This is a genomic window from Streptomyces sp. NPDC002867 (genome assembly GCF_053591895.1).
This window is the reverse complement of the sequence record NZ_JBSFUR010000009.1, coordinates 141,494-167,444: the sequence shown is the minus strand read 5'-3', so window position 1 is coordinate 167,444 and position 25,951 is coordinate 141,494. Positions and strand designations below refer to the sequence as shown.

The window sequence follows — 25,951 nt, the reverse complement described above, 5'->3', positions numbered from 1 at the left end:
GCCCGCCCCATTGCCGTTGTGCCGAACCCCAGTTGACAGGGCAGCGTATCGTTCGTGATCTTCGCTGCGGCGGCCGGTTCCCTCATCCGGGCGGAAGCCAGGCAAGATGGGGGGCGTGACCCTTATCGATCAGCTGCCGCCCGACGCCGACCCCGATGCCCTCTTCGACGCCTTCTCCTCCTGGACCCAGGAGCGGGGCATCACGCTGTACCCGGCTCAGGAGGAGGCCCTGATCGAGGTGGTCTCGGGGGCGAACGTGATCCTGTCCACCCCCACGGGCTCCGGGAAGAGCCTGGTCGCGGCGGGTGCGCACTTCACGGCGCTGGCCAATGACCAGGTCACCTTCTACACGGCGCCGATCAAGGCGCTGGTGTCGGAGAAGTTCTTCGACCTGTGCAAGCTGTTCGGCACGGAGAACGTCGGCATGCTGACGGGCGACGCCTCGGTCAACGCCGACGCCCCCGTGATCTGCTGCACCGCCGAGGTGCTCGCGTCGATCGCGCTGCGTGACGGCAAGGACGCCGACATCGGCCAGGTCGTGATGGACGAGTTCCATTTCTACGCGGAGCCGGACCGCGGCTGGGCCTGGCAGATCCCGCTGCTGGAACTGCCGCAGGCGCAGTTCGTCCTGATGTCGGCGACGCTCGGCGACGTGTCGATGTTCGAGAAGGACCTCACGCGCCGCACGGGACGTCCCACGTCCGTCGTCCGCTCCGCGACGCGCCCGGTCCCGCTCTCGTACGAGTACCGGCTGACGCCGATCACGGAGACGCTGACCGAGCTCCTGGAGACCAAGCAGGCGCCGGTCTACATCGTCCACTTCACGCAGGCGCAGGCCGTCGAGCGGGCGCAGTCGCTGATGAGCATCAACATGTGCTCGCGCGAGGAGAAGGACAGGATCGCCGAGCTGATCGGCAATTTCCGCTTCACCACCAAGTTCGGCAGGAACCTGTCCCGTTACGTGCGGCACGGCATCGGCGTGCACCACGCGGGCATGCTGCCCAAGTACCGGCGCCTGGTCGAGAAGCTGGCCCAGGCGGGTCTGCTGAAGGTCATCTGTGGCACGGACACGCTCGGCGTCGGCGTCAACGTCCCCATCCGCACGGTGCTGTTCACGGCGCTCACCAAGTACGACGGCAACCGGGTGCGGACGCTGCGGGCGCGCGAGTTCCACCAGATCGCGGGCCGGGCCGGGCGCGCGGGCTTCGACACGGCGGGCTTCGTGGTCGCGCAGGCGCCCGAGCACGTCATCGAGAACGAGAAGGCGCTCGCGAAGGCGGGCGACGACCCGAAGAAGCGCCGCAAGGTGGTGCGCAAGAAGGCCCCCGAGGGCTTCGTCGGCTGGACGGAGAACAGCTTCGAGAAGCTGATCGCCTCCGAGCCCGAGCCGCTGACCTCGCGATTCCGTGTCACCCACACCATGCTGCTGTCGGTCATCGCCCGGCCGGGCAACGCCTTCGAGGCGATGCGCAAGCTGCTCGAGGACAACCACGAGCCGCGCAGGAACCAGCTGCGGCACATCCGCCGCGCCATCGCGATCTACCGCTCGCTGCTGGACGGCGGGGTCGTCGAGCAGCTCGACGAGCCCGACGCCGAGGGCCGCACGATCCGGCTCACCGTCGACCTCCAGCAGGACTTCGCGCTCAACCAGCCGCTGTCGACGTTCGCGCTGGCAGCGTTCGAGCTGCTGGACCCGGAGTCTCCGTCGTACGCGCTCGACATGGTCTCCGTCGTCGAGTCGACGCTCGACGACCCGCGCCAGATCCTGGCCGCCCAGCAGAACAAGGCGCGCGGCGAGGCCGTGGGCGCGATGAAGGCGGACGGGATCGAGTACGAGGAGCGGATGGAGCGGCTCCAGGACATCTCGTACCCCAAGCCGCTTGAAGAGCTGCTCTGGCACGCGTACAACACGTACAAGAAGTCGCACCCGTGGGTCGGTGACCACCCGGTGTCGCCGAAGTCGGTCATCCGTGACATGTACGAACGGGCGCTGTCCTTCACGGAGTTCACGTCCTTCTACGAGCTGGCCCGCACCGAGGGCATCGTGCTGCGCTATCTGGCGAGCGCGTACAAGGCGCTGGACCACACCATCCCGGACGACATCAAGACCGAGGACCTGGAGGATCTGACCGCCTGGCTGGGCGAGATGGTCCGTCAGGTGGACTCCAGCCTGCTGGACGAGTGGGAACAGCTGGCGAACCCCGAGGTGGAGACGGCCGAGGAGGCGCAGGAGAAGGCCGACCAGGTCAGGCCGGTCACGGCGAACGCCCGCGCCTTCCGCGTCCTGGTCCGCAACGCCATGTTCCGCCGGGTGGAGCTCGCCGCCCTCGACCAGGTCGGCGAACTCGGCGAGATGGACGCCGAGTCCGGCTGGGACGAGGAGGCGTGGGGCGAGGCGATGGACGCCTACTGGGACGAGTACGACGATCTGGGCACCGGCCCGGACGCCCGCGGTCCGAAGCTCCTCGCCATCGAGGAGGACCCGGCGCACGGTCTGTGGCGTGTGCGCCAGACGTTCGCCGACCCGAACGGCGACCATGACTGGGGCATCAGCGCGGAGGTCGATCTGGCGGCCTCCGACGAGGAGGGCCGGGCGGTCGTGCGCGTCACCTCCGTCGGCCAGCTCTGAACCGCATCGAGAGGACGACCCGTCATGACGAATCCGGCCGAGCGGCTGGTCGATCTGCTCGACCTGGAGCAGATCGAGGTCAACATCTTCCGTGGACGCAGCCCCGAGGAGTCGCTGCAACGCGTCTTCGGCGGGCAGGTCGCGGGCCAGGCGCTGGTCGCGGCCGGCCGGACGACGGACGGGGAGCGCCCCGTGCACTCGCTGCACGCGTACTTCCTGCGGCCGGGGATTCCGGGTGTGCCGATCGTCTACCAGGTAGAACGGGTCCGGGACGGCCGGTCGTTCACCACGCGCCGCACGACCGCCGTCCAGCAGGGGAAGACGATCTTCAACCTGACGGCGTCCTTCCACCGCCCGGAGTCGGGCGGCATCGAGCACCAGTTGCCGCCGCGGCACGTGCCCGCCCCGGAGACCCTGCCGATGCTCGTGGACGAGATCCGCGACCACCTGGGCCATCTGCCCGAGTCGCTGGAGCGGATGGCCCGGCGGCAGCCGTTCGACATCCGCTACGTCGACCGGCTGCGCTGGACCCGCGAGGAGCTGAAGGACGCGGACCCGCGCAGCGCGGTGTGGATGCGCGCCGTGGGCCCGCTGGGCGACGACCCGCTGGTGCACACCTGCGCGCTGACGTACGCGAGCGACATGACGCTCCTGGACGCGGTGCGCATCCCCGTCGAGCCGCTCTGGGGACCGCGCGGCTTCGACATGGCGTCGTTGGACCACGCGATGTGGTTCCACCGCCCGTTCCGGGCGGACGAGTGGTTCCTGTACGACCAGGAGTCCCCGATCTCGACCGGCGGCCGCGGCCTGGCGCGCGGCCGGATCTACAACCGGGAGGGTCAGCTGCTGGTGTCGGTGGTGCAGGAGGGCCTGTTCCGGCCGGTGTAACCGGTCAGCAGCATGTCCCGGTGTCCGGGCCGGCCGCCCTCCGTCAACAGGGGCGTCACGCGTGCAGGACGCGCGCGTCGTCGGCGTACAGGCTGTCCAGCCGTTCGGTGAAGGTGCGCCGCCGGCCGCGAGGGAAGGTCGCCGTGCCCTGGCGGCGTCGGCCGCCCGCTCTCCGCCGACGGGAACGCGCGACCGATAGGCCGGGGCTATCGGTGGCATTCGGCAATCGCGCATTGTGACGGCGCTCTCCGTCGGAGAGTCTGGCCGGGTCCGGCAGCAGTGCCGGCGTGGTCCAGCGAAGGGGAGGGCATGGCTCAGTCACAGCACCTTCGGCTCAACTTCATCGACGGACAGTGGGTCCCGGCCGAGTCGGGACTGACCAGGGAGAACATCAATCCGGCCGACTTCACCGACACCGTCGGCGAGTTCGCCGAATCGGGCGGCGTCGACGTGGACCGGGCGGTCGACGCGGCGCGGGCCGCGCTGCCCGGCTGGCGCGGGCTCGGTCCGATCAGGCGGGCGGCGTATCTGGCGCGGGCGGGCGCGCTGCTCGCCGAACGTGCAAAGGAGTTCGCCGCCGTCATCACGCGGGAGCAGGGCAAGCTGCTCGCCGAGGCGCACGGCGAGGTGGCCAGGGCGCGTGCCGTGCTCGACTTCACGGCCGGCCAGGCGCGGCTGCTCGGCGGGGTGACGGCGCCCGCGGAGGACGAGCGGACCTTCGCGTACACCTTCCGCCGCCCGATCGGTGTGGTGGGTCTGGTCTCGCCGTGGAACTTCCCCCTCGCCATCCCGATGTGGAAGGTGGCACCGGCGCTGCTGTCGGGGTGCACGGCGGTGCTGAAGCCCTCGCCGCTCACTCCGCTCACGGCGGCTTTGCTGGTGGAGGTGTTCCAGGAGGCCGGGGTGCCCGACGGGGTGCTCAACCTGGTGCAGGGCGATGTGGCGGCCGGTGAGGCGCTGGTCGCCAACCCGGGCGTCGCGGGCATCAGTTTCACCGGTTCCCTCGCGGTGGGCACCGCGATCCACACCGGCGGCGCGCACCGGCTGCTGCGGACGCAGCTGGAGCTGGGCGGCAAGAACGCGGTCGTGGTGTGCGACGACGCCGACCTGGACCGGGCCGTGGACGCGGTGGTGCACGGCGCGTTCGGGCAGGCCGGGCAGCGGTGCAGTGCGACGAGCCGGGCGGTGGTGGACGTACGGGTGCGGGAGGAGTTCCTGGAGCGGCTGGTGCCGCGAGTGGCCGCCCTGCGGGTGGGGCCGGGTGACGATCCCGCCTCGCAGGTGTGCCCGGTGGTCAACACGGTGCGCAGGGACGCCGCGCTGGCCGCGGTCGCCGGGGCGCAGCGCGACGGCGGCAAGGTGCTGTGCGGCGGCGGCCCCGAGGAGCGGGAGGGGCTGCCGGAGGGGTGTTACGTGCAGCCGACGGTGATCCGGGACGTGCCGTGGGACAGCGAACTCGCCCAGGAGGAGGTGTTCGGGCCCGTGCTGGCCGTCGTCGACGCGGACGGGTTCGACGACGCGATGCGCATCGCGAACTCGGTGAGGTACGGGATGAGCGGGACGGTGTTCACGGCGTCCCAGTCGCGGGCGTTCGAGGCGGTGGAACACCTCGAGGCGGGGATGCTGCACGTGAACCGTCCGGGCGTCGGCGCGTACGCGCATCTGCCGCACACCGGCGCGAAGGCATCCCAGTACGGTCCTCCGGAGTGCTCGCCTCAGGTGTGGGAGTTCTACACCGCGTGGCATTCGGCCTGTATCGGCTACTGAAAGCGCACCACAGCGAAAGGTCCCGGCACCCGTGGGGGCCGGGACGGGGAAGGGGCCGGGGACGCCAAAGGGCCCGCAGCGCACCGCGCGAGCGGCACAGCACGGGCCCGGGCAGCAGACACAGCCACGGCTGCGGGCTGCCGCTCCCGGCTTCGGCGTGGGTGCGGGCGTCCGTCCCGGGCCCGGCCGGATCACATGCCGAGCGCGCGGCGCAGGCCCACTCGGTCGGTTCCCAGTTTGGTGAAGACCGCGGACAGCAGTTTCGATACGGCATGCTCACTCGTGCCGAGCTCGGCGGCGATCGCCGCGTTGTCGAGCCCGACCGCGGCGCGGCGGGCTGCGGCGCTCTCCGCTGTGGAGAGGGTGTCCTGCTCCGGGACCTGGCGGCGACGCGGGCGCAGTCCGGCGGCGGCGAGCTCGGATCGGGCGCGGGTTGCGAGGGCTTCGGCGCCGCAGGCGGTCGCGGCTTCCATGCCGGAGTAGAGCTGGCGGGCGGCGCGCTCCAGGTCGCCGACGGCGTGCAGGGCGGTGCCGTGGTCGATGAGCGCGTGCGCGAGTTCGTACGCGGCGGGGGACTGCTCGAGGTGCTCGACGGCTTCCTGGAGAAGGGCGACCGACTCGGCCGGGTCGGTGGTCGCCGCCTGGACGCGCAGTGCGTGACCGATGACGCTGGCGGTGCCGAACGTGCGGGCGCGCGCAGCGGCCTCTTGCGCGGTGGCACGGGCCTTCTCGGGTTGATGCTTGGCCTGTGCCAGGGCGAGGTCGAGTTGCCAGGGGCTCCACGAGGGGTTGCGTGTGCCCCGGCTGTCGAGGCGTTGGCCGGCTTCGGCGAGCTGCCGCTCGGCCTCCTCATGCATGCCGCGGGCCAGGAGGAGCTTTCCCCAGACGGCTTGGGGGTCGGGGTAGACGACCGCGTTGGGGAAAACCTTCCCCACGTCGTAGGAATCAGCGAAGGCTTGGGCTTCGGCGATCTGGCCGCGCGCGAGCAGGGTCTCGATGAGGGTACCGATCGCGTACCACTGTGCCGGGATGTCGTGCCCGACCCGGTTGGCGATCTCGAGTCCCTGGCGTACGAAGTCCTCCGCTTCGGCGAGCCGCCCGCGCCGGTAGCGGATGTAGCCGAGCAGGGTGTAGGCGAAGGACAGGTGTGCGCCGCGCCAGCCTCGTTCCTCGAACTCGGCAATGCCGTCGTTGAAGAGCTCTTCGGCTCGGCCTGGCTGGTCGCAGTACATGAGTGTGATGGCGACGACGACTGGCACCTCGAAACCGAAGTCCTGGTCGGTCCAACTCAGGCCGCCTTCAAGGGCTTGCTCGGCAAAGTACAGGGCAGTGGCGCAGGGTTCGCCGCGCATCGCGCCGTCCCAGGCCCGCATTCCCAGGATGTGGCGTTCGGCGAGGTCCCGGCCGGTGAGGCGCTTGGCGAACTGGGCCAGCAGCCGGGAACGGGCCGGTGAGTCCTGCTCGTCGACGCGGACGGCGTTCCACTTGAACTGCTCCGCCTGCATGCGCAGTTTTGTCCGGGCGCTGGTGGTACGGCGGGTCTCGTCCGCAAGGAGCTCGGCGGCCTGCGCCAACTCGCCCGTATGGGCCAGAGCTTGGGCAAGCCGGTAGGTGACGGCCTCCCGCAGGCCCTGTTCGGTCTCGGGCTCCTCCAGTGCGGCCCGCAGGTGGTTGACGGTGGTGGCGGGCTCGTGGAGGAGGCTGGCCGAGCCGAGTTCGAACAACACCTGGGCTCGGTCCTGCGGATCCGGCGGTTCACGCAGAGCGCGGGCCAGATAGCGGCGGGCGGCGTCGGGGGCTCCTGCGGAGAAGTTCTCGCGGGCGGCCTGGCGCAGCTGCTGCACGACCCAGGGGTCGCCTTCCGGATGCATCTCCAGCATGTGGCGGGCGGCGGCCGCGGCGCCGAGGCCGGCGTCGATCACGGTCCTCGCTGCCATGCCGTGCATGGCGACGCGTACGCCCGCGGGCATCGAACGGTACACGGCGGTGGCGATCAGCGGGTGGAAGAACTCCACGACCTCGTCGCGCTTCACCGTGGTCAGGACCGTCAGGATGCGCGCGGCGTGCAGTTGGCCGATGGCCTCGCTGATCTGCGCGTCGCCGATCGCGGCGACGCTCGCCGCGATCCTGGTGGAGATGCCGGTGCCCAGCACCGCGGCGGCCCAGGCAAGCCGGACGGTGGAGGGACCGAGCTGTTCGAGCCGTTCTATGAGCCCGCTGCCCTTGACGGCCGAGGCGAGATCCCTGAGTTGGGGAATGTTCTCCTGTTGCGGCGTCAGGCCACGGTCGCGGCCTTTCGCGGTGAGCTCGACGACCTCGAAGGGGTTACCACCGGTGATCGCCCAGCATTCCCGGCAGAACGGGTCGTCGGCACCGTCGCCGAGGGCGTCGCGCACTATGCGCGCCACCGCGCTCGGTGTGAGGGGCTCCAACTGGTGCGGGCGTGCCCCGTGGCGCGAGGCCAGAGTGTGCAGCACGGCGGCCTCGGAGGGGAGCTCGTCCGGCCTGCAGGCCACGACGATCAGCATCCCCAGTTCCTCGGCGCGTGCGGCGAAGGCGGTGAGCCACGCGAGGGATTCCGCATCGGCCCAGTGCGCGTCGTCGAGGACCAGCACAACGGCAGTGGAACGCACCGACAGTCGGGTGGCGACCCAGTCGAGACCGTCGCGCACGCCCTGGGGGTCGGGTGCGGCGCCAGGCTGCGGGGCGGTCAGGCCGATCGCCGGTGCGACGATGCCGTACCAGTGGCCCAGGATCTCACGGTGCTCGTCCTCGCTCATGGCGGCGAAGGTGGGCTGGATCAGCTGGCGCACCACGTGGAAAGGCACCTGCTTCTCCTGCTCGCCGCCACGTGCGGACAACACCGCACAGCCCCGTTCGCCGGCACGTCGGCGGGCTTCGGCGAGCAGGGTGGTCTTGCCGAGTCCGGCTCCTGCAGCGAAGACGAGTACACCGCCCCGCCGCCTGCCGGAGCCGTTGACCGGGTCTCCGCACAATGCGTCCAACGCGTGCTGGATTGCGCGAACCTCGGTCTCTCGTTCGAGGATGGGCTGGTCAGCCCACTCTTCGTGCCCCACGGCCTGTGTCACCCTCTGACCCCCTACCAGCGCGTGCGGCCGAGTGTAGGGCCAAAGGGGCGTGATGATGCTCCTTGCGACCATTTCCAGGGAACACGGCCACTCGTACGAGGGTGGTCCTGTACTCTTCGCTGACGCAGATCCACAGTCGCGAGATCGTCCGAACGTCGCCTCAAAAGTGCCGAATTCGATCAGTTTCCGTCAGCGTCGTGCTACGGGAGTCATGACCAACGCATCCGGCTGCGGGATACCCGCGGCGACTTCGCGCACGGCGGTACCCGGAGCGTGAACCAACCGCCATCGGGACGCCACGCTCGCCAAAGCGATCACGATCTCCGCTGCCGCGAAGTTGTCCCCGATGCATTTGTGCTGACCGGCCCCGAAGGGAATGAACCTGTGCGGGCGCGGCCGATCCGCCGAGCCGCTGTTCCACCGACCGGGATCAAATGTCGTGGGCTCGTGGAACAGCGCGGGGTCCCGGTGAAGTGCATAGGGGCTGTACCCCAATTCTGATCCGGCTGGGATCGAGACGCCCCCGAGGTTCACCGGAACCAGAGCGCGCCTGGTGAACAGCAGCGGCGAATGCAGGCGAAGCGCCTCCTGGAAAACACTGTGCGTGTACGTGAGTCCGGCGATGTCGGCGTGGGTCACGGGCCGAGTGCCGACCACGTCGTCGACTTCGGCGTGCAGGCGTTTCTCCACCTCCGGATGACCGCCGAGTTCGTGGAAGATCCAGGACAGCACCGTGGCGGAGGTCTCCGTGCCGGCGAACATGATGGAGATGGCTTCGTCGCGCGCCTGCTCGCCGCTCATCGTCTCGCCCGTCTCCGGGTCCACGCTGGACATCAACAGCGACAGAAGATCGTCGCGGTCCTGCTTTTCGCTGCCGTACTGCGCGATCACCTCGTCGATGACCCGGCGCAGTCGCGCAGAGGCCGCGTCGAACCGCCGGTTCAGCGGGATCGGCAGCCGGTCCAACGCCCTTGGCATGACGGTTCGCGCGATCATGCCCTCCAGGACCGTCGGCAGCGAACGCTGTACTTCCGCGACAGCCGGCTGCCCGAGAGCGCCGGAGAAGATCATTTCAGCGACCGAGGACATCGCGAACCGGCGCATCTCCGCGACCACCGAGATCTCTTCACCGGCCGTCCATGAAGCGGACATCGCGTCCGCCTGTCGGCCTATCATGTCCGCGTAGGCGGTGATCTGGCTGCGGTGGAATGCCGGTTGCATTATTCGGCGCTGCTTGCGATGGAACTCCCCGTCGGTCGTCACGATGCCATTGCCGAACAGCGGGCGCAGCTTCTCGAAGACCCTGCCGCGCCCGAAGTTCTTGGCGTCGCCGACCAGTACGGTCTGGATCAGCTCCGGGCTGGTGAGCACGTGGACGGGCCAGGTGGCCACGTCGACCCTCACGACGTCGCCGTACGTGCGCAGCGACTCCAGGAACGCGATCGGCCTGCGCCACAACTGCAGCGCGTGGCCGAGGACGGGCAGACTCCCCGGAGCCACCGACGCCTCGCGTGACTGGTTCACATGCGTCATGGGCCACCTCTCCGTCGTACCGCTCATTTCACTGAGATGAGATCCGGGCGGGTGTACGCGGACTCGAGCCCCGCGACCCACCGTTCATCGTTGTAGCGGGTGCACTCGTACCGCTGCCAGAGGTCCGCGCCGATCATCCAGTCCTGATAGCTCTTCACACAGCGCGCGACTCCGGCACGTACCGAGGGGTCCGTCACCCCGAGCGTGTCCAGCACATCGGGCAGCCTCTGCGCAGCGGCCAGGAAGTCCTCGACGCGGACGCGGGTGCGCTCCTGGACGGCGAGCACGGCCTGTGGCAGTGACCACTCGTTCCACCAGGCAAGGAGGGAGACGAGGTTGTTGTTGTCCCCGCAGGAGAACTCCTTGCGCAGGGAGAAGACGTCGTTGCCCCATGAGATGACGTCCAGGGCACTGCTCATGAGGTCCTGGAACGCGGAGCTGTTGTACACCTCCGGGGGCACTTCCACGCCCAGGCCGGCCTCCACCATGTCCATCATCGGCAGCAGTTGGGAACTGTGCCGGCGCATGTGGACGTAGTCGTCGATCGTCGGCTGCTGTGCGGCGTTCCGGTTGACCGCCTCCTGGTCGAGGGAGCGCAGCATGAGGGGGATGTGCGCCCGGTAGCGCTCCCCTGTGCTCGGCGGCATCTCGGCCAGGATGCGGTCGCACAGGTCGACGAATCCGACCACCAGTGGATTGTGGCGCAGCTGCGGCGCACCCTCGATCTTCCCCGTGGCGAGGTACCCGGTGATCGCATCGGTGAGGGGACGCCACGCCTCCAGGCGACCCGCCCTGATGAGGTGGTCGTGCTGGTCGTCGAGGACGAATGACCAGGCCATCCACTCGGCAAGCAGCACGACGTGCCGGTAGGGCGCCTCATGACACACCCGCCCGGACAGGTGCCCGAAACCGATGCCGGCGAACTGCTCCGCCGCGTCGGTGATCAGCCCAAGGCGAAGTGCCCACGAGGTCGCCTCGTCGTTGGCCTGGCCCGACTGCGGATGTTTGGAGGATTCGAAGGGCAGATGGAAGTCTGGAATGGAGAAGGAGTCGAGAAGGGCCATAAATCCCTCCACAGGGAATCCGGATTCGGCACGTCCGCGCTGATGCCCAGGCGATCACGCCTCAACTACGGTATGACCCAACATGTTTCGACGATCACCCTGGTCACAAAATTGGTCGATTTGCGCATCCGTGCGAGAAGATCCAACACCTCGGGCGGTCAATTAACGCGCGGAACCGAGCAGACTGTCAATGTAATCCGGCCACGAAATCCCGGGACCCTTTGGGCAATGCCAGGCGGTTATTCGGGAAGTCATATGCGAATGCCATAATTGTGGCGTTCAGGGAGTCCGGCAAATCGCCCGCACCCACGCGGGGTGCGCGGCAGCCCGCCGGAGAACCCGCAGGTCAGTGGCGTAGATCGCCATTGCTTCAGCACCGGGCGCAGAGGGACGTGTCGACGCGAGGAGACGTGAAGGGCAGTGCATGGCCGCGAGGATGCCGCCGGGCGCACGGGAGCCGGTCAGGCGCCCGTGCCTGTACTCGCGCGCCGACGTTTCGCCCTACACGCCGCCCGGGCTCAATTGTCCGCCTCCACCGGCTCATCCCCGATCGCCTGGAGGCACGTAACCAGCCGCGGCAGCCTGGACAGCCACGCGAAGCGTCCCGGCCGGGACCTCCCCTTGCTCCTCGACACGCAATGACACCGACGCCCTTCCCACAGCACGACGTCGGCCTTCACCACCACCAGGTCGTGAAGGCCGACGTCACGCCGGGCCCGTTATGCGCCAACGGCGTCAGGACGTTCCCGCCGGGGCCCTTCCACCCGTCCAGGCGCCGACGACCTCCTCGGCGAGGCCGAAGGAGAGCGTCATGCCGGCCCCGCCGACGCCGTTGACGACGATGACGGACGGCGCGGGGGAGACGACGAGTTCGGTGCGCCCGTCCCGCAGGGAGGGGTAGTAGCCCGTCCAGCGTTCGGTGATGCGGGCGTCGGGGATCGCGGCGAAGGTGGCCAGGTAGGCGAGGACGGCTTCGTTGATCTCCTCGTTCTCGAAGGGGTCGTGCGTCATGCCGTAGGCGTGGCTGTCGCCGATCGTCAGCCGTCCGTCCGCGGTCTGGGAGAGCAGCACGTGGATGCCGTGCTCGCGGTGGAACGGCAGCTCGGAGGCCATCCGTTCGGCGAGCGGCACGCGGGCCGCGAGGCCGTCGAAAGCCGCGTAGTGGAGCAGCGTGAGCCCGCCGCAGAGCATCGGACCGAGCTGCCGGCCGCCCGGCTGGACGCCGGTGCGCATCATCTGGAGCTTGCAGCGGACGAGGCCGCTCTCGGCGAAGACGTCGGGGTAGAGCGTCGCGAAGTCGTTTCCGCTGCACACGAAGACGCGCCCGGCACGCCACTCCCCCGCCGTCGTGGAGACGGTGGGCAGGTCGACCGAGCGCACGGTGGTGCCGAAGCGGATGTCGACCCCGTACTCGGCGACGAGGTGTTCGGCGACGGCGGGGATCGCCCGCCGGGGGTCGACGTTGACCTCGGTCGGGCTCCACATCGCGGCCAGCAGGCCGTCGGGCCGGGCGACCGCGCTGCGCCGCGTGGCCTCCCCGGCGGTGAGCAGGGTGGCGCCGCGTTCGCGGGCGGCCGGCGTCGTGGCGAGGAACTCCTCGAGGACGGCGACCTCGTCGGGGTGGTGGGCGAGGTGGAGCGAGCCGGTCTGCTCGGCCCACAGACCGGTCTTGGCGGCGACCTCCAGCCAGATCTCGCGGCTGCGCAGCGCGCGCTCGTAGACGGCGCCCCGTTCCTGGCCGATAGCCCAGATCATCCCGAAGTTGCGGATGGACGCGCCGACGGCGAAGTCGTCGCGCTCGAAGACGACGACGCGCTCGCCGCGGCGGGCGGCGGCCAGGGCGTGCGCGAGTCCGACGATTCCTGCGCCGACGACGACGGTGTCGGCCTGGTTGACGGTCATGGGGTCTCGGTTCCTCTCTCGGTACGGCTGGTACGGCTGGTACGGCTGGTACGGCTGGTACGGCTGGTACGGCTGGTACGGCTGGTACGCGGCGAGGGGTGACGCGGGTTCGTGCGACGGCGGTTCACGCGCCTGCCGTGCGCGGCAGCCGGTTCCAGTGCGGCAGCATCAGCAGCCCGGCCAGCAGCGCGGCGCCGGCGAAACCGGTGAACAGCGCACCGCCGGAGAGGAACCCGGGCAGCAGTCCTCCGAGGACGGCGCCGACGGAGCCACAGCCGTTGACCAGCCCGGCCGCGGTGCCCGCGCCCTTGTCGGTGCCGAAGTCCACGGCGGCGACGCACGAGATCATCGAGTCCGCGGCGTACACGGTCAGCCCGATCACGGCGAGGACACCGATCATGACCGGGACGCTGCCGGTCGCGGTGAGCGGCATGAACAGCGCGAGGGTCACGGTCAGCAGCGCCAGCGCGAGGACGCACGGCGGTACGCGGCGCGAGGCGAACAGCCGGTCGGAGACCCAGCCGACGACGATCGGGGCGAGGACGCCGGCCACCCCGAAGGCGATCGGGATGAGGACGGCGCCGACCTTGTCGATGACGGGCAGCCGTCGGCTGACGAGCACGGGCCCCCACAGGAGGATCGCGTAACGGGCAGGCTTGAGCAGGAAGTAGGCGGCGCCGAGGGTGAGCACCATGCGGTCGCGCAGCGTCTCGCGGTAGAGCGCGAGCCCGCCGCGCCGCTCACCCGGCTCCGGCGCCGCCTCCTCGCCGGGTGCGTCGTCCTCGGCGATGCCCGCGTCCCGCGGAGAGTCCTTCTGGAGCGCGACGAACAGCAGCAGTACGCCGGCGGGGTCGCGGCGCCCGCGAGGAACGCCACCTGCCAGCTGTCGAAGAGCGAGTAGGCGATCCAGCCCAGGAACGGGGGCGCGGCGAGGCCCCCGAACGCGTAGTTGGTGCTCCAGAGCCCGAGGACCCGGCCGCGCTGCCGTACCGGGAAGAAGCTGCCCATGTTCTTGCACAGCGGCGCCCAGCCGGCCGACTGGGCGAGGCCCTGGACGACCATTGCGCCGCCGAAGACGAGCAGGGCGCTGCTGAGGCCCATCACGCAGGCCGCGGCGACGGCGCCGATCATGCCTCCGATGACCACGACCCGGGGGCCGAAGCGGTCGGCCCACACGCCCCACAGGAACTGCCCGGCCGCGTAGGCGGCGAGGTAGACGGCGTCGATGACGCCGAGGACGCGTTCGGTGAGGACCGTGTCGACGGCCGGGTCGTCGAGGATGCCGAGTTTGGCGACGGAGAAGGCCTGGCGTACGAAGTAGAACCCGGCGTAGGCGAGCCAGGTGACGGCGAAGATCCGGCGGCGCCAGCGGACGGCGTCCGCCTCCGTGGTGCCGGGCAGGGGTCTGCGGTGCGGTTGCGGTGGTGCGAGGTCGGCCATAGCTGTGTCCTGTCCCTCGTCATGGGGCGGATTGGCTGGCGTGGGGGGCGGCAACGGGCATGGCACGGCCCCGGCGCGCGCCTCGGCGGTGCGCCGGGGCCGGGTCGTGTGCGGATCGGTGCGGTTCAGGTGGTCAGCGGCTCTCCCGCCGCGATCGCGGTGCCGACCCAGTACGCGTCGAAGTTGCGCAGCCGGTGCCCGTCGGGCAGCTCGGTGACGGGGGCGTTCACGAGGAACGGCACCTTCTGCTCGGTGAGTCCGCCGTGTGAGCGCAGCGGCTCGGTGAAGCCGGAGATGTCGTGCCGCGCCGGCGTGGTGCCGAGCACGGTGTTGCGTTCCGCGATGACCACCAGGTCCCCGATGCGGTCGCCTGGCAGTTCGAAACGGGCGCACGCCTCCTCGCGGGTCAGGACCACGTCCACGCCCGCCAGTGCCGCGAGGTGGGCGGTGAGGGCGCCGGTGTCGGCGCCCTCGGGCAGATGGACGGTGGCGTACGAGCCGAGTGCGCCGTGGTGGACGGTGTACGGGTCGGTGATGGGCAGGACGACGCGGGCGGATCCCGGCTCCAGACGTGCGTCGAGGACGTCCTGGAGGTGGACCACCCGGGCGATTCCGTCGCCGTCGGCCTTGGCGTTCATGCCGTGGTCGGCGGTCACGACGAGGACGGCGCCGAGCTCGTCGATGCGCTCGAAATACTGGTCGAGCATGGCGTAGAAGTCGTTGGCGACGGGCGATCCGGGTGCGTGCTTGTGCTGGATGTAGTCGGTGAGCGAGAGGTACATGACGTCGGGGCGGTCCTTGTCGAGGATGTCGGCCCCGGCGGCCATGACCAGTTCGCTGAGCTCGGCGCTGTAGACGGACGACAGGTCCATGCCGGTCCGCGCGAGGACCTTGCCGATGCCGTTCTCCTCCTCGGTGGCCTGGTCTGCCTTCTCCGCGGAGAAGCAGATCCCGTCGACGAGACCACTGCCGAGGAGGCGGCGCAGCTTGTCCTTGGCGGTGACGACGGCGACCTTGGCGCCCTGCCGTGAGAAGGCGGCGAACAGCGTGGGGACGCGCAGCAGTTCGGGGTCGTTCATCATGACCTCGGTGCCGCTGACGGTGTCGTAGAAGTAGTTGCCGCAGATGCCGTGGACGGAGGGCGCCACCCCGGTGGCGATGGACAGGTTGTTGGGGTTGGTGAAGGACGGCATCGTGCAGTCGGCGCGCAGGTCGCTGCCCGTGCGCAGCATGCGCTCCAGGAAGGGCATGCGGCCGTCCGCGACGGCCCGCTCGTGGTAGGCGTTCTCGCTGCCGTCGATGCAGACGACGGCAACGGGCCGGCGGGGCCGGTGGTAGCGGCGCCCGTTCACTGTCAGCGGTTCGGTCATGTGCGGATCCACCCCTGAGGTCGAAGGAGCCGGGACGGCCGCCTCGTTCGCCGTCCCGCCTTTTCATGGGTAGCACCGAGCCGAGCTGGGGCAGAACCACCGGATTCGCTATGGCCGCCATAGCCCCTTGACGCGGTCGTGGCTGACCAGGGCAGAGGCCGTTGGCGGCTGCCGCCGGTGGTGGGTTTCCTCGGGGCGGGCCCCGGCAGGCGCGGTCACCGCGTCCCGCACCCTCCCCACCAGGGCGTCCCGGGGCTAGAGTCGGCGGCCCGGATGATCGGCGAGCGGCGTGGGGAGGCCAGTGGAACTCAACCTCCACCGTTTGTGGATCTTCATGCAGGTCGTGGAGCACCAGGGCTTCTCGGCGGCGGCTCACCGGCTCTACATGAGTCAGCCGTCGGTCTCCAACCAGGTGCGCCGGCTGGAGCAGTCCCTGAAGGTCACCCTGATCGACCGTTCGGGCTCGCGGGCGCGGCCGACGGCCGAGGGCGAGGTGCTGGCGGAGTACGGCAAGCGGGTGTTCCTGCTGGCCGAGGAGGCCGTGGCGGCGGTGCAGCAGGTGAGCGGGCTGACGTCGGGGCGGCTGCTGGTCGGCGGTTCGACGACGGTCGGCACGTATCTGCTGCCGCCGCTGCTGGCGCGCTTCCAGGAGCGGCATCCGGGCATCGAGTGCGACATCTTCGTGGGCAACAACGAGGCCGTGCTGGAGCGGCTGCTGGCCGGGGACATCGGAGTCGCGGTGGTCGCGGGTGCGCCGACGGCGTCCCAGCTGGTGCCGGAGACGGTGCTCGGTGAGCGTCTGGTGCTCATCGCGGCGCCGGAGCATCCGCTGGCGGCGCGGGACGAGGTGTGCCCGCGCGATCTGGCGGGCTGCCGCTTCCTGTTGCGCGAGCCGGGGTCCCAGACGCGGGAGCTCCAGGAACAGGCGCTGGCGGACTGGGAGTTGACCCATGTGTCGCGGGGTGACGTCTGGGGGCCCGAGGCGGTCAAGCAGTGCGTGGTGGCGGGTCTCGGGCTCGCCCTCATCTCCGAGCACGCCGTGGTGGACGACGTACGGGCCGGGACGCTGGCGGTGCTGCCGGTCAGTCCGGTGCCGCGGTCACGGCCCGTCAATCTCGTCCGCCGCAGAGACCGTCTGCTGTCGCCGGCGGAGCGCGCGTTCATCGAGCTGCTGCGCTCCGTCGGCGAGTGGCCGCGTGAGCTGCCGGCGGTGGGTGCGCCCTGAGGGCCCCTCGGAGGCGCTTACTTGGCCGGGTCGAGGCAGAGCACGAACTTGTCGGCGTCCCACTGCTGCGCCAGGGCGGCCTCGCCCACGGTGCAGGCGTTGACGTCGAAGCTGTTCTCGATGACCTTGACGACCTTGTAGTTGGCGCCCTTTTCACCGCACTTCTTGGTCTCGACCTCGGGGGCGTCGTCCGGACCGGTGACCTGGACGCAGTCGCCGGCCTCGGCGCGGACCGGGGCGTCACCGAGGATGTAGCCGGCGCCGAGCTTCACGGCCACGGCGACGACGATGAGGACGACGACCCCGAGGAGCTTCCGGACGATGCCCTTCTTGGCCGGCTGGGGAGCGGGAGCAGCATCGGGCTGACCCTGCGGGATCTGCTGGGGGTCCTGCGGGGCGGAGGGGGACGTCGGGGCGCTCATGGCGGACTTCCTCGTGGTTGCATGCTTATCGAACGCGCGCACGCTACACGAAGAATAAGAATCACATAAACACAGGTACGAAGGAGTCCTCGATGTCCCTTTTCGACATCCCGTTGCGCACCCTGACGGGCGAGCCGACGTCGCTCGCCGATCACCGCGGCAAGGCCGTGCTCGTGGTGAACGTGGCGTCCCGCTGCGGCCTGACGCCGCAGTACGAGGGCCTGGAGCGGCTGCAGAAGACGTACGGCGACCGGGGGCTCACGGTGCTCGGCGTGCCGTGCAACCAGTTCGCGGGCCAGGAGCCGGGCAACGCGGAGGAGATCGGTGCGTTCTGCTCGGCGACGTACGGTGTGACGTTCCCGCTGCTGGAGAAGACCGAGGTGAACGGCGAGGGCCGGCACCCGCTGTACGCGGAGCTGACGAAGACCGCGGACGCGGCCGGTGAAGCGGGTGACGTCCAGTGGAACTTCGAGAAGTTCCTGATCTCCCCGCAGGGCGAGGTCACCCGCTTCCGCCCGCGCACCGAGCCGGAGTCCGCCGAGGTCGTGGCGGCGATCGAGGGGCTGCTGGCTGCCTGACGGGCCGCCGGGCGCACCACGAAGGCTCCGGTCCCGGCCGGGACGGGAGCCTTCGCCGCGTCGGCCCGTCAGCGGATCGGCATGCCCGACAGCGTGCGGGCGATGACCAGGCGCTGGATCTCGCTGGTGCCCTCGAAGATGGTGTAGATCGCGGCGTCGCGGTGCATGCGCTCCACCGGGTACTCGCGGGTGAACCCGTTTCCGCCGAGGATCTGGATGGCCTGGGCGGTGACCTTCTTGGCGGTCTCGCTGGCGAACAGCTTGGACATGGACCCCTCGGCCGAGGTGAACGGCTTGCCCGTGGTCGCCATCCAGGAGGCCCGCCACACCAGCAGGCGGGCGGCGTCGATCTGCGTGCGCATGTCGGCGAGCTGGAAGGCGACGCCCTGGTTGTCGATGATCGGACGCCCGAACTGCTCGCGCGTCCTTGCGTATTCGAGCGCTTCCTCGTACGCGGCACGGGCAGTGCCGACCGCCATGGCGCCGACGGCGGGGCGGGACGCCTCGAAGGTGGCCATCGCCGCGTTCTTGACCCTCCCCCAGCCTCCGGCCGGGGGGACCCCCATCTCGCTTCGCTCGCCGCCGGACCTGGCCCTCTCGCGCGCCTTGGCCAGGCGCTCGTCCAGCTTCTCCTTGCCGCCGAGGAGGCAGTGGCCGGGGACGCGGACGTTCTCCAGGACGACCTCGGCGGTGTGCGAAGCGCGGATGCCGTGCTTCTTGAACTTCTGGCCCTGGGAGAGGCCGGGGGTGTTCGGCGGCACGATGAAGGACGCGTGTCCCTTGGAGCCGAGTGCGGGGTCGACGACGGCGACGACGACGTGGACGTTGGCGATGCCGCCGTTGGTCGCCCAGGTCTTGGTGCCGTTGAGGACCCACTCGTCCTTGGCCTCGTCGTATACGGCGCGGGTGCGCATGGAGGCGACGTCGCTGCCGGCATCGGGCTCGGAGGAGCAGAAGGCGGCGACCTTGACGTCGTCGGCGTCGCCGTACATCTGCGGGATCCACGTGCCGATCTGCTCCTCGGTGCCGTTGGCGATGACGCCCACGGCGGCCAGGCCGGTGCCGACGATCGACAGGGCGATGCCCGCGTCGCCCCAGAACAGCTCCTCCATCGTCATCGGGATGCCGAGGCCGGTGGGGTCGAAGAACTGCTGGGCGTAGAAGTCCAGAGAGTAGATGCCGAGCTTGGCCGCCTCCTGGATGACGGGCCAGGGGGTCTCCTCACGCTCGTCCCACTCGGCCGCGGCCGGGCGCATCACGTCCTTGGCGAAGCCGTTGAGCCAGTCCCGGACCTGCTTCTGGTCCTCGTTGAGATCGAGCGTGAACTCGGCCATGTCCCCTCCAGCACTACGGCGCCCGCCAGGGCGTTACTTGCGGTAACTCGAAGTCTGTTACCGGGCAGTAGAACCTGTCAACCGAGGCCACCGGATCACTGGTCCCCCGCAGCGGGTGTTACCTTGCGCGTCACGCATTCGCAAGGGCGGGGAGAGACAGGGCATGGACAGCGCACACCAGCAGCGGTCGGCGGACCAGCGGCGACGGGAGCTGCTCGAAGCAGCGGACCGGGTGGTGCTCCGCGAGGGGCCGCACGCCTCCATGAACGCGATCGCGGCCGAGGCGGGCATCACCAAGCCGATCCTCTACCGTCACTTCGGCGACAAGGGCGGGCTGTACCGGGCCCTGGCGAAGCGCCACACCGACGCCCTGCTGCGGGCTCTGCAGGTGGCGGTGGACGCGGACGTCGACCGCCGCGAGCGGGTGGCGGGAACACTGGACACCTACCTCGCGGCCATCGAGGCGCGGCCCCAGGTCTACCGCTTCCTGATGCACCCGGCCGAGGACAACCAGCCCTCCGAACAGGGCTTCGACGTCGGCCGCCACTCGGCCCCGCTGCTGCGCCGCCTCGGCGAGGAGCTGGGCAAGGTGATCGCCGACCGCGTCGACCTGGGCCCGGGCGGCGACCTGCTGGCGCGGGTGTGGGGCCACGGCATCGTCGGCATGATGCACGCGGCGGGCGACTGGTGGCTGGGCGAACGCCCGTGCTCGCGCGCGCAGTTGGTGAAAAGCCTGACGGACCTCCTGTGCGGCCGCCTCTTCGACGCCCCTGACCGCGTGGGCGGCCCGGGCTTCTGACGGATGCACCGCGCTGCGCATCCGGGGCCGCTGCGCCTCAGTCGCCGGCGGGGCTGAATCCCCCTGCCCGCCACACCCGTCGGGGCTCCGCCCCGAACCCCGCGCCTCAATCGCCGGCGAAGCTGGGGTTTCCTGCCCCTCCGACGCCCGAGGACACCGCGCGAAGCGCGGTCCTGGGGTGGAGCCCAACACCCCCCACCCGGGCGGAGCCAACCGGGCACGGAGCCCGGTACACGACCGGGGGCGGCACCGAACCGGGCACGGAGTTCCGGGGCGAAGTCCCGTAGCCCGCGCCCACCAAGGCGCAGAACACACGGCGGCCCGGGCACGGAGCCCAACGCCCCGCCCCCGGGCGAAGCCGCCCGCAGAGCCCGGCACATGGCCCAGGGCCGGCACCGAACCGGGCACGGAGTTCTGGGGCGAAGCCCCAAAATTCCCCTGCGCGCCAGGGCGCAAGTCACCACCCGAAGACGGCACGAGCACGGGGCGAAGCCCCGAAAGCCCGCGCCGCGCCGGGCGCAGAGCACGGCGGTCCAGGGCCGAGCCCAACACCCCGCCCACCAGGCCGCAGAGCCCGGTACACGGCCGGGGGGAGCACCGAACCAAGTACAAGGTCTGCGGCGAAGCCCCAAATAACCCGCGCCCACCAGGGCGCAGAGCACGGCGGTCCGGGCACGGAGCCCAACGCCCGGCCCGCCAGGGCGGAGCCCACCGCGCAGAGCCCGGCACAGGGCCCAGGGCCGCCACCGAACGGGGCACGGGTCTGAGGCGAAGCCCCCAAATGCCCGCGCGCACCAGGCCGCAAGGCACGCGGCGGTCCGGGCACGGAGCCCAATGCGGCGCCCGTCAGGGCGCAGGGGCTCGGGGCCTGGGGCGGAGCCCCAGTTACGGGAAGGGGCGGGGTGGGGGAAACGGCCCCCCGGCTAAGCGCGCCGCAGGCGCGACACGCCCTCCGGCGTCGACCACGCCGCCTTGCGGGCCGCCCGCGCCAGGCGGCCACGGCGCCACGGCGTCAGCCGGTCCGCGTACACCAGGCCGTCCACATGATCGCACTCGTGCTGCAGACAGCGCGCGAAGAACCCCGTGCCCTCCACGCGGACCGGCTCGCCGTCCAGCGTCACGCCTTCCACGACCGCCCGGTCGAAGCGCTCCGTCCCCGCCTCCAGGCCCGGGAGGGACAGGCAGCCCTCCGGCCCGCGGACCGTGAGGCCGTCGGCCTCGACCAGACGCGGGTTGACGACGTGCCCGAGGTGGCGCACGTCCTCGTCGTCGGGGCAGTCGTAGACGAACACCCGCAGGGCGACGCCGACCTGGTTGGCCGCGAGACCGACCCCCTGTGCCGCGTACATCGTCGCGAACATGTCCTCGACGAGCCGCCCCAGCTCCGCGCCGAAGTCGGTGACGGGCTCGCAGGGGGCGTGCAGCACCGGATCACCGAGCAGGCTCATGGGCCTGACCAGTCCGGAACTGCCGGGGATGGGCCGGTTTCGCATGGCGACCAGCCTACGTTCCGCGCAGGTCCCCCCGTGACCTCCACGTATTCCGACGGTGCCGCGGTACGGGCTGCCGAGAAGAGGTCGATAGGCTGAGTCCCGACCGATGCTAGGAGGATCAAGGACGATGTCAGGCAACTCGGAGCTGACGCCACGAGCCAAGCTGGCCGTTACGGCGGGCAAGGCCGCAGCGGCGGTGTCGCGCGCCGCCGGGCGCGGCAGCGGATCGGTGATCGGCGGCCGGGTGGCGCTCAAGCTGGACCCCGACCTGCTGGGACGGCTCGCGCAGCACCTGGACGTCGTCCTCGTGTCGGCGACCAACGGAAAGACCACGACCACGCGGCTGATCGCCGAGGCCCTGCGCGCCAGCGGCCCCGTCGTCTCGAACGCGCTCGGCGCCAACATGCCCGCGGGCATCACCTCCGCGCTGGCCGGCGGCTCGGACGCGAAGTTCGGTGTGATCGAGGTGGACGAGAAGTACCTCGCCGGTGTGGCCAGGGACGTGACGCCCAAGGCCATCGCGCTGCTCAACCTCTCCCGCGACCAGTTGGACCGCGCGGCCGAGACCCGGATGCTGGCCGAGAAGTGGCGTGAGGGCCTCACGGGCGCGAAGGCCACCGTGATCGCGAACGCCGACGACCCGCTGGTCGTGTGGGCCGCGTCCTCCTCCCCCAATGTGGTGTGGGTGGCCGCCGGGCAGGAGTGGAAGGACGACGCCTGGTCCTGCCCGTCCTGCGGCGGTGTGATGCAGCGCCCGGGCGACGACTGGTTCTGCGGCGAGTGCGGCTTCCGCCGTCCCGCCCCGAGCTGGGTGCTCAGCGGTGACCACGTCCTCGACCCGCACGGCTCGGCCTGGCCGATCCACCTCCAGCTGCCCGGCCGCGCCAACAAGGCGAACGCCGCCACCTCGGCCGCCGTCGCCGCCTGCTTCGGCGTTCCGCCGCAAGTCGCGCTGGAGCGCATGTACCAGGTCCAGGCCGTCGCCGGCCGGTACGACGTCGTCTCCTTCCTCGGCCGTGACGTGCGGCTGCTGCTCGCGAAGAACCCGGCCGGCTGGCTGGAGACGTTCTCGCTGATCGACCCGCCGCCGACGCCGGTCATCCTGTCCGTCAACGCCCGCGGCGCGGACGGCACCGACACCTCGTGGTTGTGGGACGTCGACTACACGCGGCTCGCCGGGCACCCGATCTTCGTGATCGGCGACCGCAAGCTCGACCTCGCGGTCCGGCTGGAGGTCGCGGGCCTGGACTTCCGGGTGTGCGAGACGGTCGACGAGGCCGTGCAGACAGCCCCGCCGGGCCGGATCGAGCTGATCGCCAACTACACCGCCTTCCAGGACGTGCGCCGCCGCGTCGGCAACTGAGCGACTGACGAGCGGACGGACGAAAAGGACTTATGGGAATGAGTGACAGCAGTCTGCGTCTGGTGTGGGTCTACCCGGATCTGCTCAGCACCTACGGCGACCAGGGCAACGCGCTCGTCGTCGAGCGCCGCGCCCGCCAGCGCGGTCTCGACGTGATGCGCATCGACGTGCGCAGCGACCAGCCCGTGCCGACATCCGGCGACATCTACCTGATCGGCGGCGGCGAGGACCGCCCCCAGCGGCTCGCGGCCGAGCGGCTGCGCCGCGACGGCGGCCTGAGCCGCGCCGCCTCCAACGGCGCGATCATCTTCTCGGTCTGCGCCGGCTACCAGATCCTCGGCCACGAGTTCATCAACGACCTCGGCGAGCGCGAGCCGGGTCTCGGCCTGATCGACGTGATCTCCACGCGCGGCGAGGGCGCCCGTTGCGTCGGCGATGTCCTGGCCGACATCGACCCGCAGTTGGGGCTGCCCCAGCTGACGGGCTTCGAGAACCACCAGGGCATCACCCACCTCGGCCCGACCGCCCGGCCGTTCGCGCGCACGGTCCTCGGCCGCGGCAACGGCACCGGGGACGGCACCGAAGGGGCGTACAACGACACCGTCTTCGGCACCTACATGCACGGTCCCGTGATGGCCCGCAACCCGCAGATCGCGGACCTGCTGCTGAAGCTGGCGCTCGACGTGAACGCGCTGCCGCCGACCGACGACCGCTGGTACGAGGCCCTGCGCGCCGAGCGGATCGCGTCCGCCACCCAGCCCGCCTGACGCCGCCTCCGCTCAGTAGAGCGCACATCCTGAAGACCCCTTCGCTCGGCTGAGCGAAGGGGTCGTCGGCCCGGTCCCACCAGTCGGACGCCCGTTTCTGACCGGCCGCCCGACGCCGGTAGGGTGGCGGGGATCCAACCGGACGACGTGGTCCGGGAGTCGGCCCACGTTGTAAAGGTTTTCGGGCTATGCGCATTGGTGTGCTCACCTCCGGCGGCGACTGCCCCGGTCTGAACGCCGTCATCCGTTCCGTCGTACACCGTGCCGTCGTCGACCACGACGACGAGGTCATCGGATTCCACGACGGCTGGAAGGGCCTCCTGGAGGGCGACTACCGCAAGCTCGACCTGGACGCGGTGGGCGGCATCCTGGCCCGTGGCGGCACGATCCTCGGTTCCTCCCGCGTCCAGCCCGCGCATCTGCGCGACGGTGTGGAGCGGGCCAAGGGCCATGTCGCCGATCTCGGTCTCGACGCGATCATCCCGATCGGCGGTGAGGGCACGCTCAAGGCGGCCCACCTGCTGTCGGAGGCCGGCCTGCCCATCGTGGGCGTGCCGAAGACGATCGACAACGACATCGCGTCCACCGACGTGACCTTCGGTTTCGACACCGCCGTCGGTGTCGCGACGGAGGCGCTGGACCGGCTGAAGACCACGGCCGAGTCGCACCAGCGAGTGCTGATCGTGGAGGTCATGGGCCGGCACACGGGATGGATCGCGCTCCACTCGGGCATGGCGGCCGGCGCCCACGCGATCGTCGTCCCGGAGCGCCCCTTCGACATCGACGAGCTGACCGCCCGGGTCGGCGAGCGGTTCTCGGCCGGCAAGAAGTTCGCGATCGTGGTCGTCGCCGAGGGCGCGAAGCCCCGCGAGGGCACGATGCGCTGGGACGAGGGCGGCAAGGACATCTACGGGCACGAGCGGTTCGCGGGCGTCGCCCGCCAGCTCTCCGTCGAGCTGGAGCAGCGGCTCGGCAAGGAGGCCCGTCCGGTGATCCTCGGCCACGTGCAGCGCGGTGGCACCCCGACCGCGTACGACCGTGTGCTGGCCACGCGGTTCGGCTGGCACGCGGTGGAGGCGGCGCACCGCGGCGAGTTCGGGATGCTGACGGCGCTGCGCGGCACGGACATCACGATGGTGCCGCTCGCCGAGGCGACCCGGACGCTGAAGACGGTTCCCGCGGACCGGTACGACGAGGCGGAGTGCGTGCTCTGATCCGGCCCCCTGCTATGGGTTGTGCCCCCGGTCGCGGTCGCGGCGGGGGGCACATCTAGTCTGGTCCGGACAACAGGCACGAATCGGGAGCCCGGGAGCACACAGATGGATCACAGCGGGCACGGCATGACCACGGATCTGCCGCCGTTCACGCTGGGGCGGGGCCTGGAGTTCTCACCGGACCCCTTCTTCCTGGTCGGCTGCCTGCTGGCGCTCGGCCTGTACGGGTGGGGCGTCGCCCGGCTGCGCGCACGCGGAGACGCCTGGCCGGTGAGCCGTACGATCTGGTTCACCGTCGGCGTGCTCAGTGTCGCACTGGTGATGTGCACCAAGCTGAACGACTACGGCATGGTCATGTTCAGCGTGCACATGGTGCAGCACATGGTCATCAGCATGCTGTCGCCGATCGTGATCCTTCTCGGCGCACCGATCACGCTCGCGCTGCGGGCGCTGCCCGTCGCGGGCCGGGGCCGCAAGGGTCCCCGCGAGCTGCTCCTTATGCTGCTGCACAGCCGGTACATGCGGGTCGTCACCCACCCGGCCTTCACGATCCCGCTGTTCATCGCGAGCCTGTACGGGCTGTACTTCACGCCGCTGTTCGACTTCCTGATGGAGTCGAAGCCCGGCCACATCGCGATGATGCTGCACTTCCTCGCGGTGGGCCTGGTGTTCTTCTGGCCGATCATGGGCGTGGACCCGGGCCCCCACCGGCCGGGCTACGTGATGCGGATGCTGGAGCTGTTCGCGGGCATGCCGTTCCACGCGTTCTTCGGGATCGCGCTGATGATGGCGACCGCGCCGATGGTCGAGGCGTACGAGAATCCGCCCGCGTCCCTGGGCATCGACGCGCTGTCGGACCAGAACGCGGCGGGCGGCATCGCCTGGGCGTTCAGCGAGATCCCCTCCGTGCTGGTGCTCATCGCGCTGGTCTTCCAGTGGTACCGCTCCGACCAGCGGCAGGCCAAGCGCCGCGACCGGGCGGCGGACCGGGACGGTGACAAGGAGCTGGAGGCGTACAACGCGTATCTCGCCTCGCTCCAGGCCCGCGGCCGGTGACGCGCCGCCGGTAGCCCC

The 25,951-nt window shown here is 70.5% G+C and carries 18 protein-coding genes and 2 pseudogenes; 10 read left to right on the top strand and 10 right to left on the bottom strand.

Translation table 11 applies throughout. The features are described from left to right. Positions 1 to 106: 106 nt before the first annotated feature. The 3 genes from ACWD0A_RS11975 (at position 107) to ACWD0A_RS11965 (ending at position 5,284) form a co-directional block, all read left to right on the top strand. Positions 107 to 2,629 (top strand): DEAD/DEAH box helicase, encoded by a 2,523-nt coding sequence (locus tag ACWD0A_RS11975; protein ID WP_451297092.1) that lies wholly within the window; start codon positions 107 to 109, stop codon positions 2,627 to 2,629. Between the two features lie 24 nt (positions 2,630 to 2,653). After that, positions 2,654 to 3,517: an acyl-CoA thioesterase gene (locus ACWD0A_RS11970; protein WP_451297090.1), complete on the top strand. Its 864-nt coding sequence runs from the start codon at positions 2,654 to 2,656 to the stop codon at positions 3,515 to 3,517. 309 nt (positions 3,518 to 3,826) lie between these two features. Beyond that, positions 3,827 to 5,284 carry an aldehyde dehydrogenase family protein gene (locus tag ACWD0A_RS11965; RefSeq protein ID WP_451297088.1) on the top strand — a complete coding sequence of 486 codons (1,458 nt, stop codon included), beginning with the start codon at positions 3,827 to 3,829 and terminating at the stop codon, positions 5,282 to 5,284. Between the two features lie 197 nt (positions 5,285 to 5,481). Here ACWD0A_RS11965 and ACWD0A_RS11960 read toward each other — a convergent pair. From ACWD0A_RS11960 to phnA, 7 genes and pseudogenes are all read right to left on the bottom strand, one after another. Then, positions 5,482 to 8,445 (bottom strand): annotated as a pseudogene (locus ACWD0A_RS11960) (helix-turn-helix transcriptional regulator); the annotation flags it as partial. Positions 8,446 to 8,562: 117 nt separating this feature from the next. Beyond that, entirely contained in the window at positions 8,563 to 9,906 is a 1,344-nt protein-coding gene (locus tag ACWD0A_RS11955) for a cytochrome P450 (protein WP_451297086.1), read from the bottom strand. Between the two features lie 23 nt (positions 9,907 to 9,929). After that, on the bottom strand, positions 9,930 to 10,970 hold the full coding sequence (locus ACWD0A_RS11950; RefSeq protein WP_451297084.1) for a terpene synthase family protein: 1,041 nt from the start codon (positions 10,968 to 10,970) through the stop codon (positions 9,930 to 9,932). A gap of 735 nt (positions 10,971 to 11,705) precedes the next feature. Further along, positions 11,706 to 12,872, bottom strand: coding sequence for a TIGR03364 family FAD-dependent oxidoreductase (locus ACWD0A_RS11945; RefSeq protein WP_451297082.1), 1,167 nt, complete (start codon positions 12,870 to 12,872; stop codon positions 11,706 to 11,708). A gap of 124 nt (positions 12,873 to 12,996) precedes the next feature. Beyond that, positions 12,997 to 13,890, bottom strand: a complete 894-nt coding sequence (locus ACWD0A_RS11940) for an MFS transporter (RefSeq protein WP_451297080.1) — start codon at positions 13,888 to 13,890, stop codon at positions 12,997 to 12,999. Beyond that, positions 13,785 to 14,312: pseudogene (locus ACWD0A_RS11935) on the bottom strand (MFS transporter); the annotation flags it as partial. The pseudogene ACWD0A_RS11935 and the gene ACWD0A_RS11940, both read right to left, overlap by 106 nt. Before the next feature lie 125 nt (positions 14,313 to 14,437). Further along, entirely contained in the window at positions 14,438 to 15,682 is a 1,245-nt protein-coding gene (phnA, locus tag ACWD0A_RS11930; RefSeq protein WP_451297078.1) for a phosphonoacetate hydrolase, read from the bottom strand. Between the two features lie 301 nt (positions 15,683 to 15,983). Between phnA and ACWD0A_RS11925 the strand changes: the two genes are divergently transcribed. Then, positions 15,984 to 16,907, top strand: a complete 924-nt coding sequence (locus ACWD0A_RS11925) for a LysR family transcriptional regulator (protein ID WP_451297076.1) — start codon at positions 15,984 to 15,986, stop codon at positions 16,905 to 16,907. Positions 16,908 to 16,924: 17 nt separating this feature from the next. Here ACWD0A_RS11925 and ACWD0A_RS11920 read toward each other — a convergent pair whose 3' ends face one another. Next, positions 16,925 to 17,329 carry an LppU/SCO3897 family protein gene (locus tag ACWD0A_RS11920; protein WP_451297074.1) on the bottom strand — a complete coding sequence of 135 codons (405 nt, stop codon included), beginning with the start codon at positions 17,327 to 17,329 and terminating at the stop codon, positions 16,925 to 16,927. Positions 17,330 to 17,421: 92 nt separating this feature from the next. Between ACWD0A_RS11920 and ACWD0A_RS11915 the strand changes: the two genes are divergently transcribed. After that, positions 17,422 to 17,907: a glutathione peroxidase gene (locus ACWD0A_RS11915; RefSeq protein WP_451297072.1), complete on the top strand. Its 486-nt coding sequence runs from the start codon at positions 17,422 to 17,424 to the stop codon at positions 17,905 to 17,907. Positions 17,908 to 17,975: 68 nt separating this feature from the next. Here ACWD0A_RS11915 and ACWD0A_RS11910 read toward each other — a convergent pair whose 3' ends face one another. After that, positions 17,976 to 19,241 carry an acyl-CoA dehydrogenase family protein gene (locus tag ACWD0A_RS11910; protein WP_451297070.1) on the bottom strand — a complete coding sequence of 422 codons (1,266 nt, stop codon included), beginning with the start codon at positions 19,239 to 19,241 and terminating at the stop codon, positions 17,976 to 17,978. 163 nt (positions 19,242 to 19,404) lie between these two features. Between ACWD0A_RS11910 and ACWD0A_RS11905 the strand changes: the two genes are divergently transcribed. Continuing rightward, the gene (locus ACWD0A_RS11905; RefSeq protein ID WP_177148170.1) at positions 19,405 to 20,040 is read left to right on the top strand and encodes a TetR family transcriptional regulator; all 636 of its coding nucleotides are present in this window, start codon (positions 19,405 to 19,407) and stop codon (positions 20,038 to 20,040) included. A 923-nt stretch (positions 20,041 to 20,963) separates the two neighbouring features. Here the strand turns inward: ACWD0A_RS11905 and def are convergent. After that, entirely contained in the window at positions 20,964 to 21,533 is a 570-nt protein-coding gene (gene def / locus ACWD0A_RS11900; RefSeq protein WP_451297068.1) for a peptide deformylase, read from the bottom strand. 127 nt (positions 21,534 to 21,660) lie between these two features. On the opposite strand from def, the gene ACWD0A_RS11895 reads away from it, so the two are divergent. The 4 genes from ACWD0A_RS11895 to ACWD0A_RS11880 all read left to right on the top strand — a co-directional run bounded on the left by ACWD0A_RS11895 (position 21,661) and on the right by ACWD0A_RS11880 (position 25,933). Continuing rightward, positions 21,661 to 22,896: a MurT ligase domain-containing protein gene (locus ACWD0A_RS11895; RefSeq protein WP_177148168.1), complete on the top strand. Its 1,236-nt coding sequence runs from the start codon at positions 21,661 to 21,663 to the stop codon at positions 22,894 to 22,896. Between the two features lie 38 nt (positions 22,897 to 22,934). Next, positions 22,935 to 23,663, top strand: a complete 729-nt coding sequence (locus ACWD0A_RS11890) for a type 1 glutamine amidotransferase (RefSeq protein WP_307716726.1) — start codon at positions 22,935 to 22,937, stop codon at positions 23,661 to 23,663. Positions 23,664 to 23,851: 188 nt separating this feature from the next. After that, entirely contained in the window at positions 23,852 to 24,877 is a 1,026-nt protein-coding gene (locus ACWD0A_RS11885; protein WP_307716725.1) for a 6-phosphofructokinase, read from the top strand. 105 nt (positions 24,878 to 24,982) lie between these two features. After that, on the top strand, positions 24,983 to 25,933 hold the full coding sequence (locus ACWD0A_RS11880; RefSeq protein WP_451297066.1) for a cytochrome c oxidase assembly protein: 951 nt from the start codon (positions 24,983 to 24,985) through the stop codon (positions 25,931 to 25,933). Positions 25,934 to 25,951 lie beyond the last annotated feature (18 nt).

Excerpts from the sequence above, each read along its gene's own strand:
- ACWD0A_RS11965 (WP_451297088.1), top strand. The coding sequence starts at position 3,827 with ATGGCTCAGTCACAGCACCTTCGGCTCAACTTCATCGACGGACAGTGG.
- ACWD0A_RS11910 (WP_451297070.1), bottom strand. The coding sequence starts at position 19,241 with ATGGCCGAGTTCACGCTCGATCTCAACGAGGACCAGAAGCAGGTCCGG.
- ACWD0A_RS11955 (WP_451297086.1), bottom strand. The coding sequence starts at position 9,906 with ATGACGCATGTGAACCAGTCACGCGAGGCGTCGGTGGCTCCGGGGAGT.
- ACWD0A_RS11975 (WP_451297092.1), top strand. The coding sequence starts at position 107 with ATGGGGGGCGTGACCCTTATCGATCAGCTGCCGCCCGACGCCGACCCC.
- def (WP_451297068.1), bottom strand. The coding sequence starts at position 21,533 with ATGCGAAACCGGCCCATCCCCGGCAGTTCCGGACTGGTCAGGCCCATG.
- ACWD0A_RS11895 (WP_177148168.1), top strand. The coding sequence starts at position 21,661 with ATGTCAGGCAACTCGGAGCTGACGCCACGAGCCAAGCTGGCCGTTACG.
- phnA (WP_451297078.1), bottom strand. The coding sequence starts at position 15,682 with ATGACCGAACCGCTGACAGTGAACGGGCGCCGCTACCACCGGCCCCGC.
- ACWD0A_RS11880 (WP_451297066.1), top strand. The coding sequence starts at position 24,983 with ATGGATCACAGCGGGCACGGCATGACCACGGATCTGCCGCCGTTCACG.
- ACWD0A_RS11915 (WP_451297072.1), top strand. The coding sequence starts at position 17,422 with ATGTCCCTTTTCGACATCCCGTTGCGCACCCTGACGGGCGAGCCGACG.
- ACWD0A_RS11890 (WP_307716726.1), top strand. The coding sequence starts at position 22,935 with ATGAGTGACAGCAGTCTGCGTCTGGTGTGGGTCTACCCGGATCTGCTC.
- ACWD0A_RS11885 (WP_307716725.1), top strand. The coding sequence starts at position 23,852 with ATGCGCATTGGTGTGCTCACCTCCGGCGGCGACTGCCCCGGTCTGAAC.
- ACWD0A_RS11950 (WP_451297084.1), bottom strand. The coding sequence starts at position 10,970 with ATGGCCCTTCTCGACTCCTTCTCCATTCCAGACTTCCATCTGCCCTTC.
- ACWD0A_RS11920 (WP_451297074.1), bottom strand. The coding sequence starts at position 17,329 with ATGAGCGCCCCGACGTCCCCCTCCGCCCCGCAGGACCCCCAGCAGATC.
- ACWD0A_RS11945 (WP_451297082.1), bottom strand. The coding sequence starts at position 12,872 with ATGACCGTCAACCAGGCCGACACCGTCGTCGTCGGCGCAGGAATCGTC.
- ACWD0A_RS11905 (WP_177148170.1), top strand. The coding sequence starts at position 19,405 with ATGGACAGCGCACACCAGCAGCGGTCGGCGGACCAGCGGCGACGGGAG.
- ACWD0A_RS11970 (WP_451297090.1), top strand. The coding sequence starts at position 2,654 with ATGACGAATCCGGCCGAGCGGCTGGTCGATCTGCTCGACCTGGAGCAG.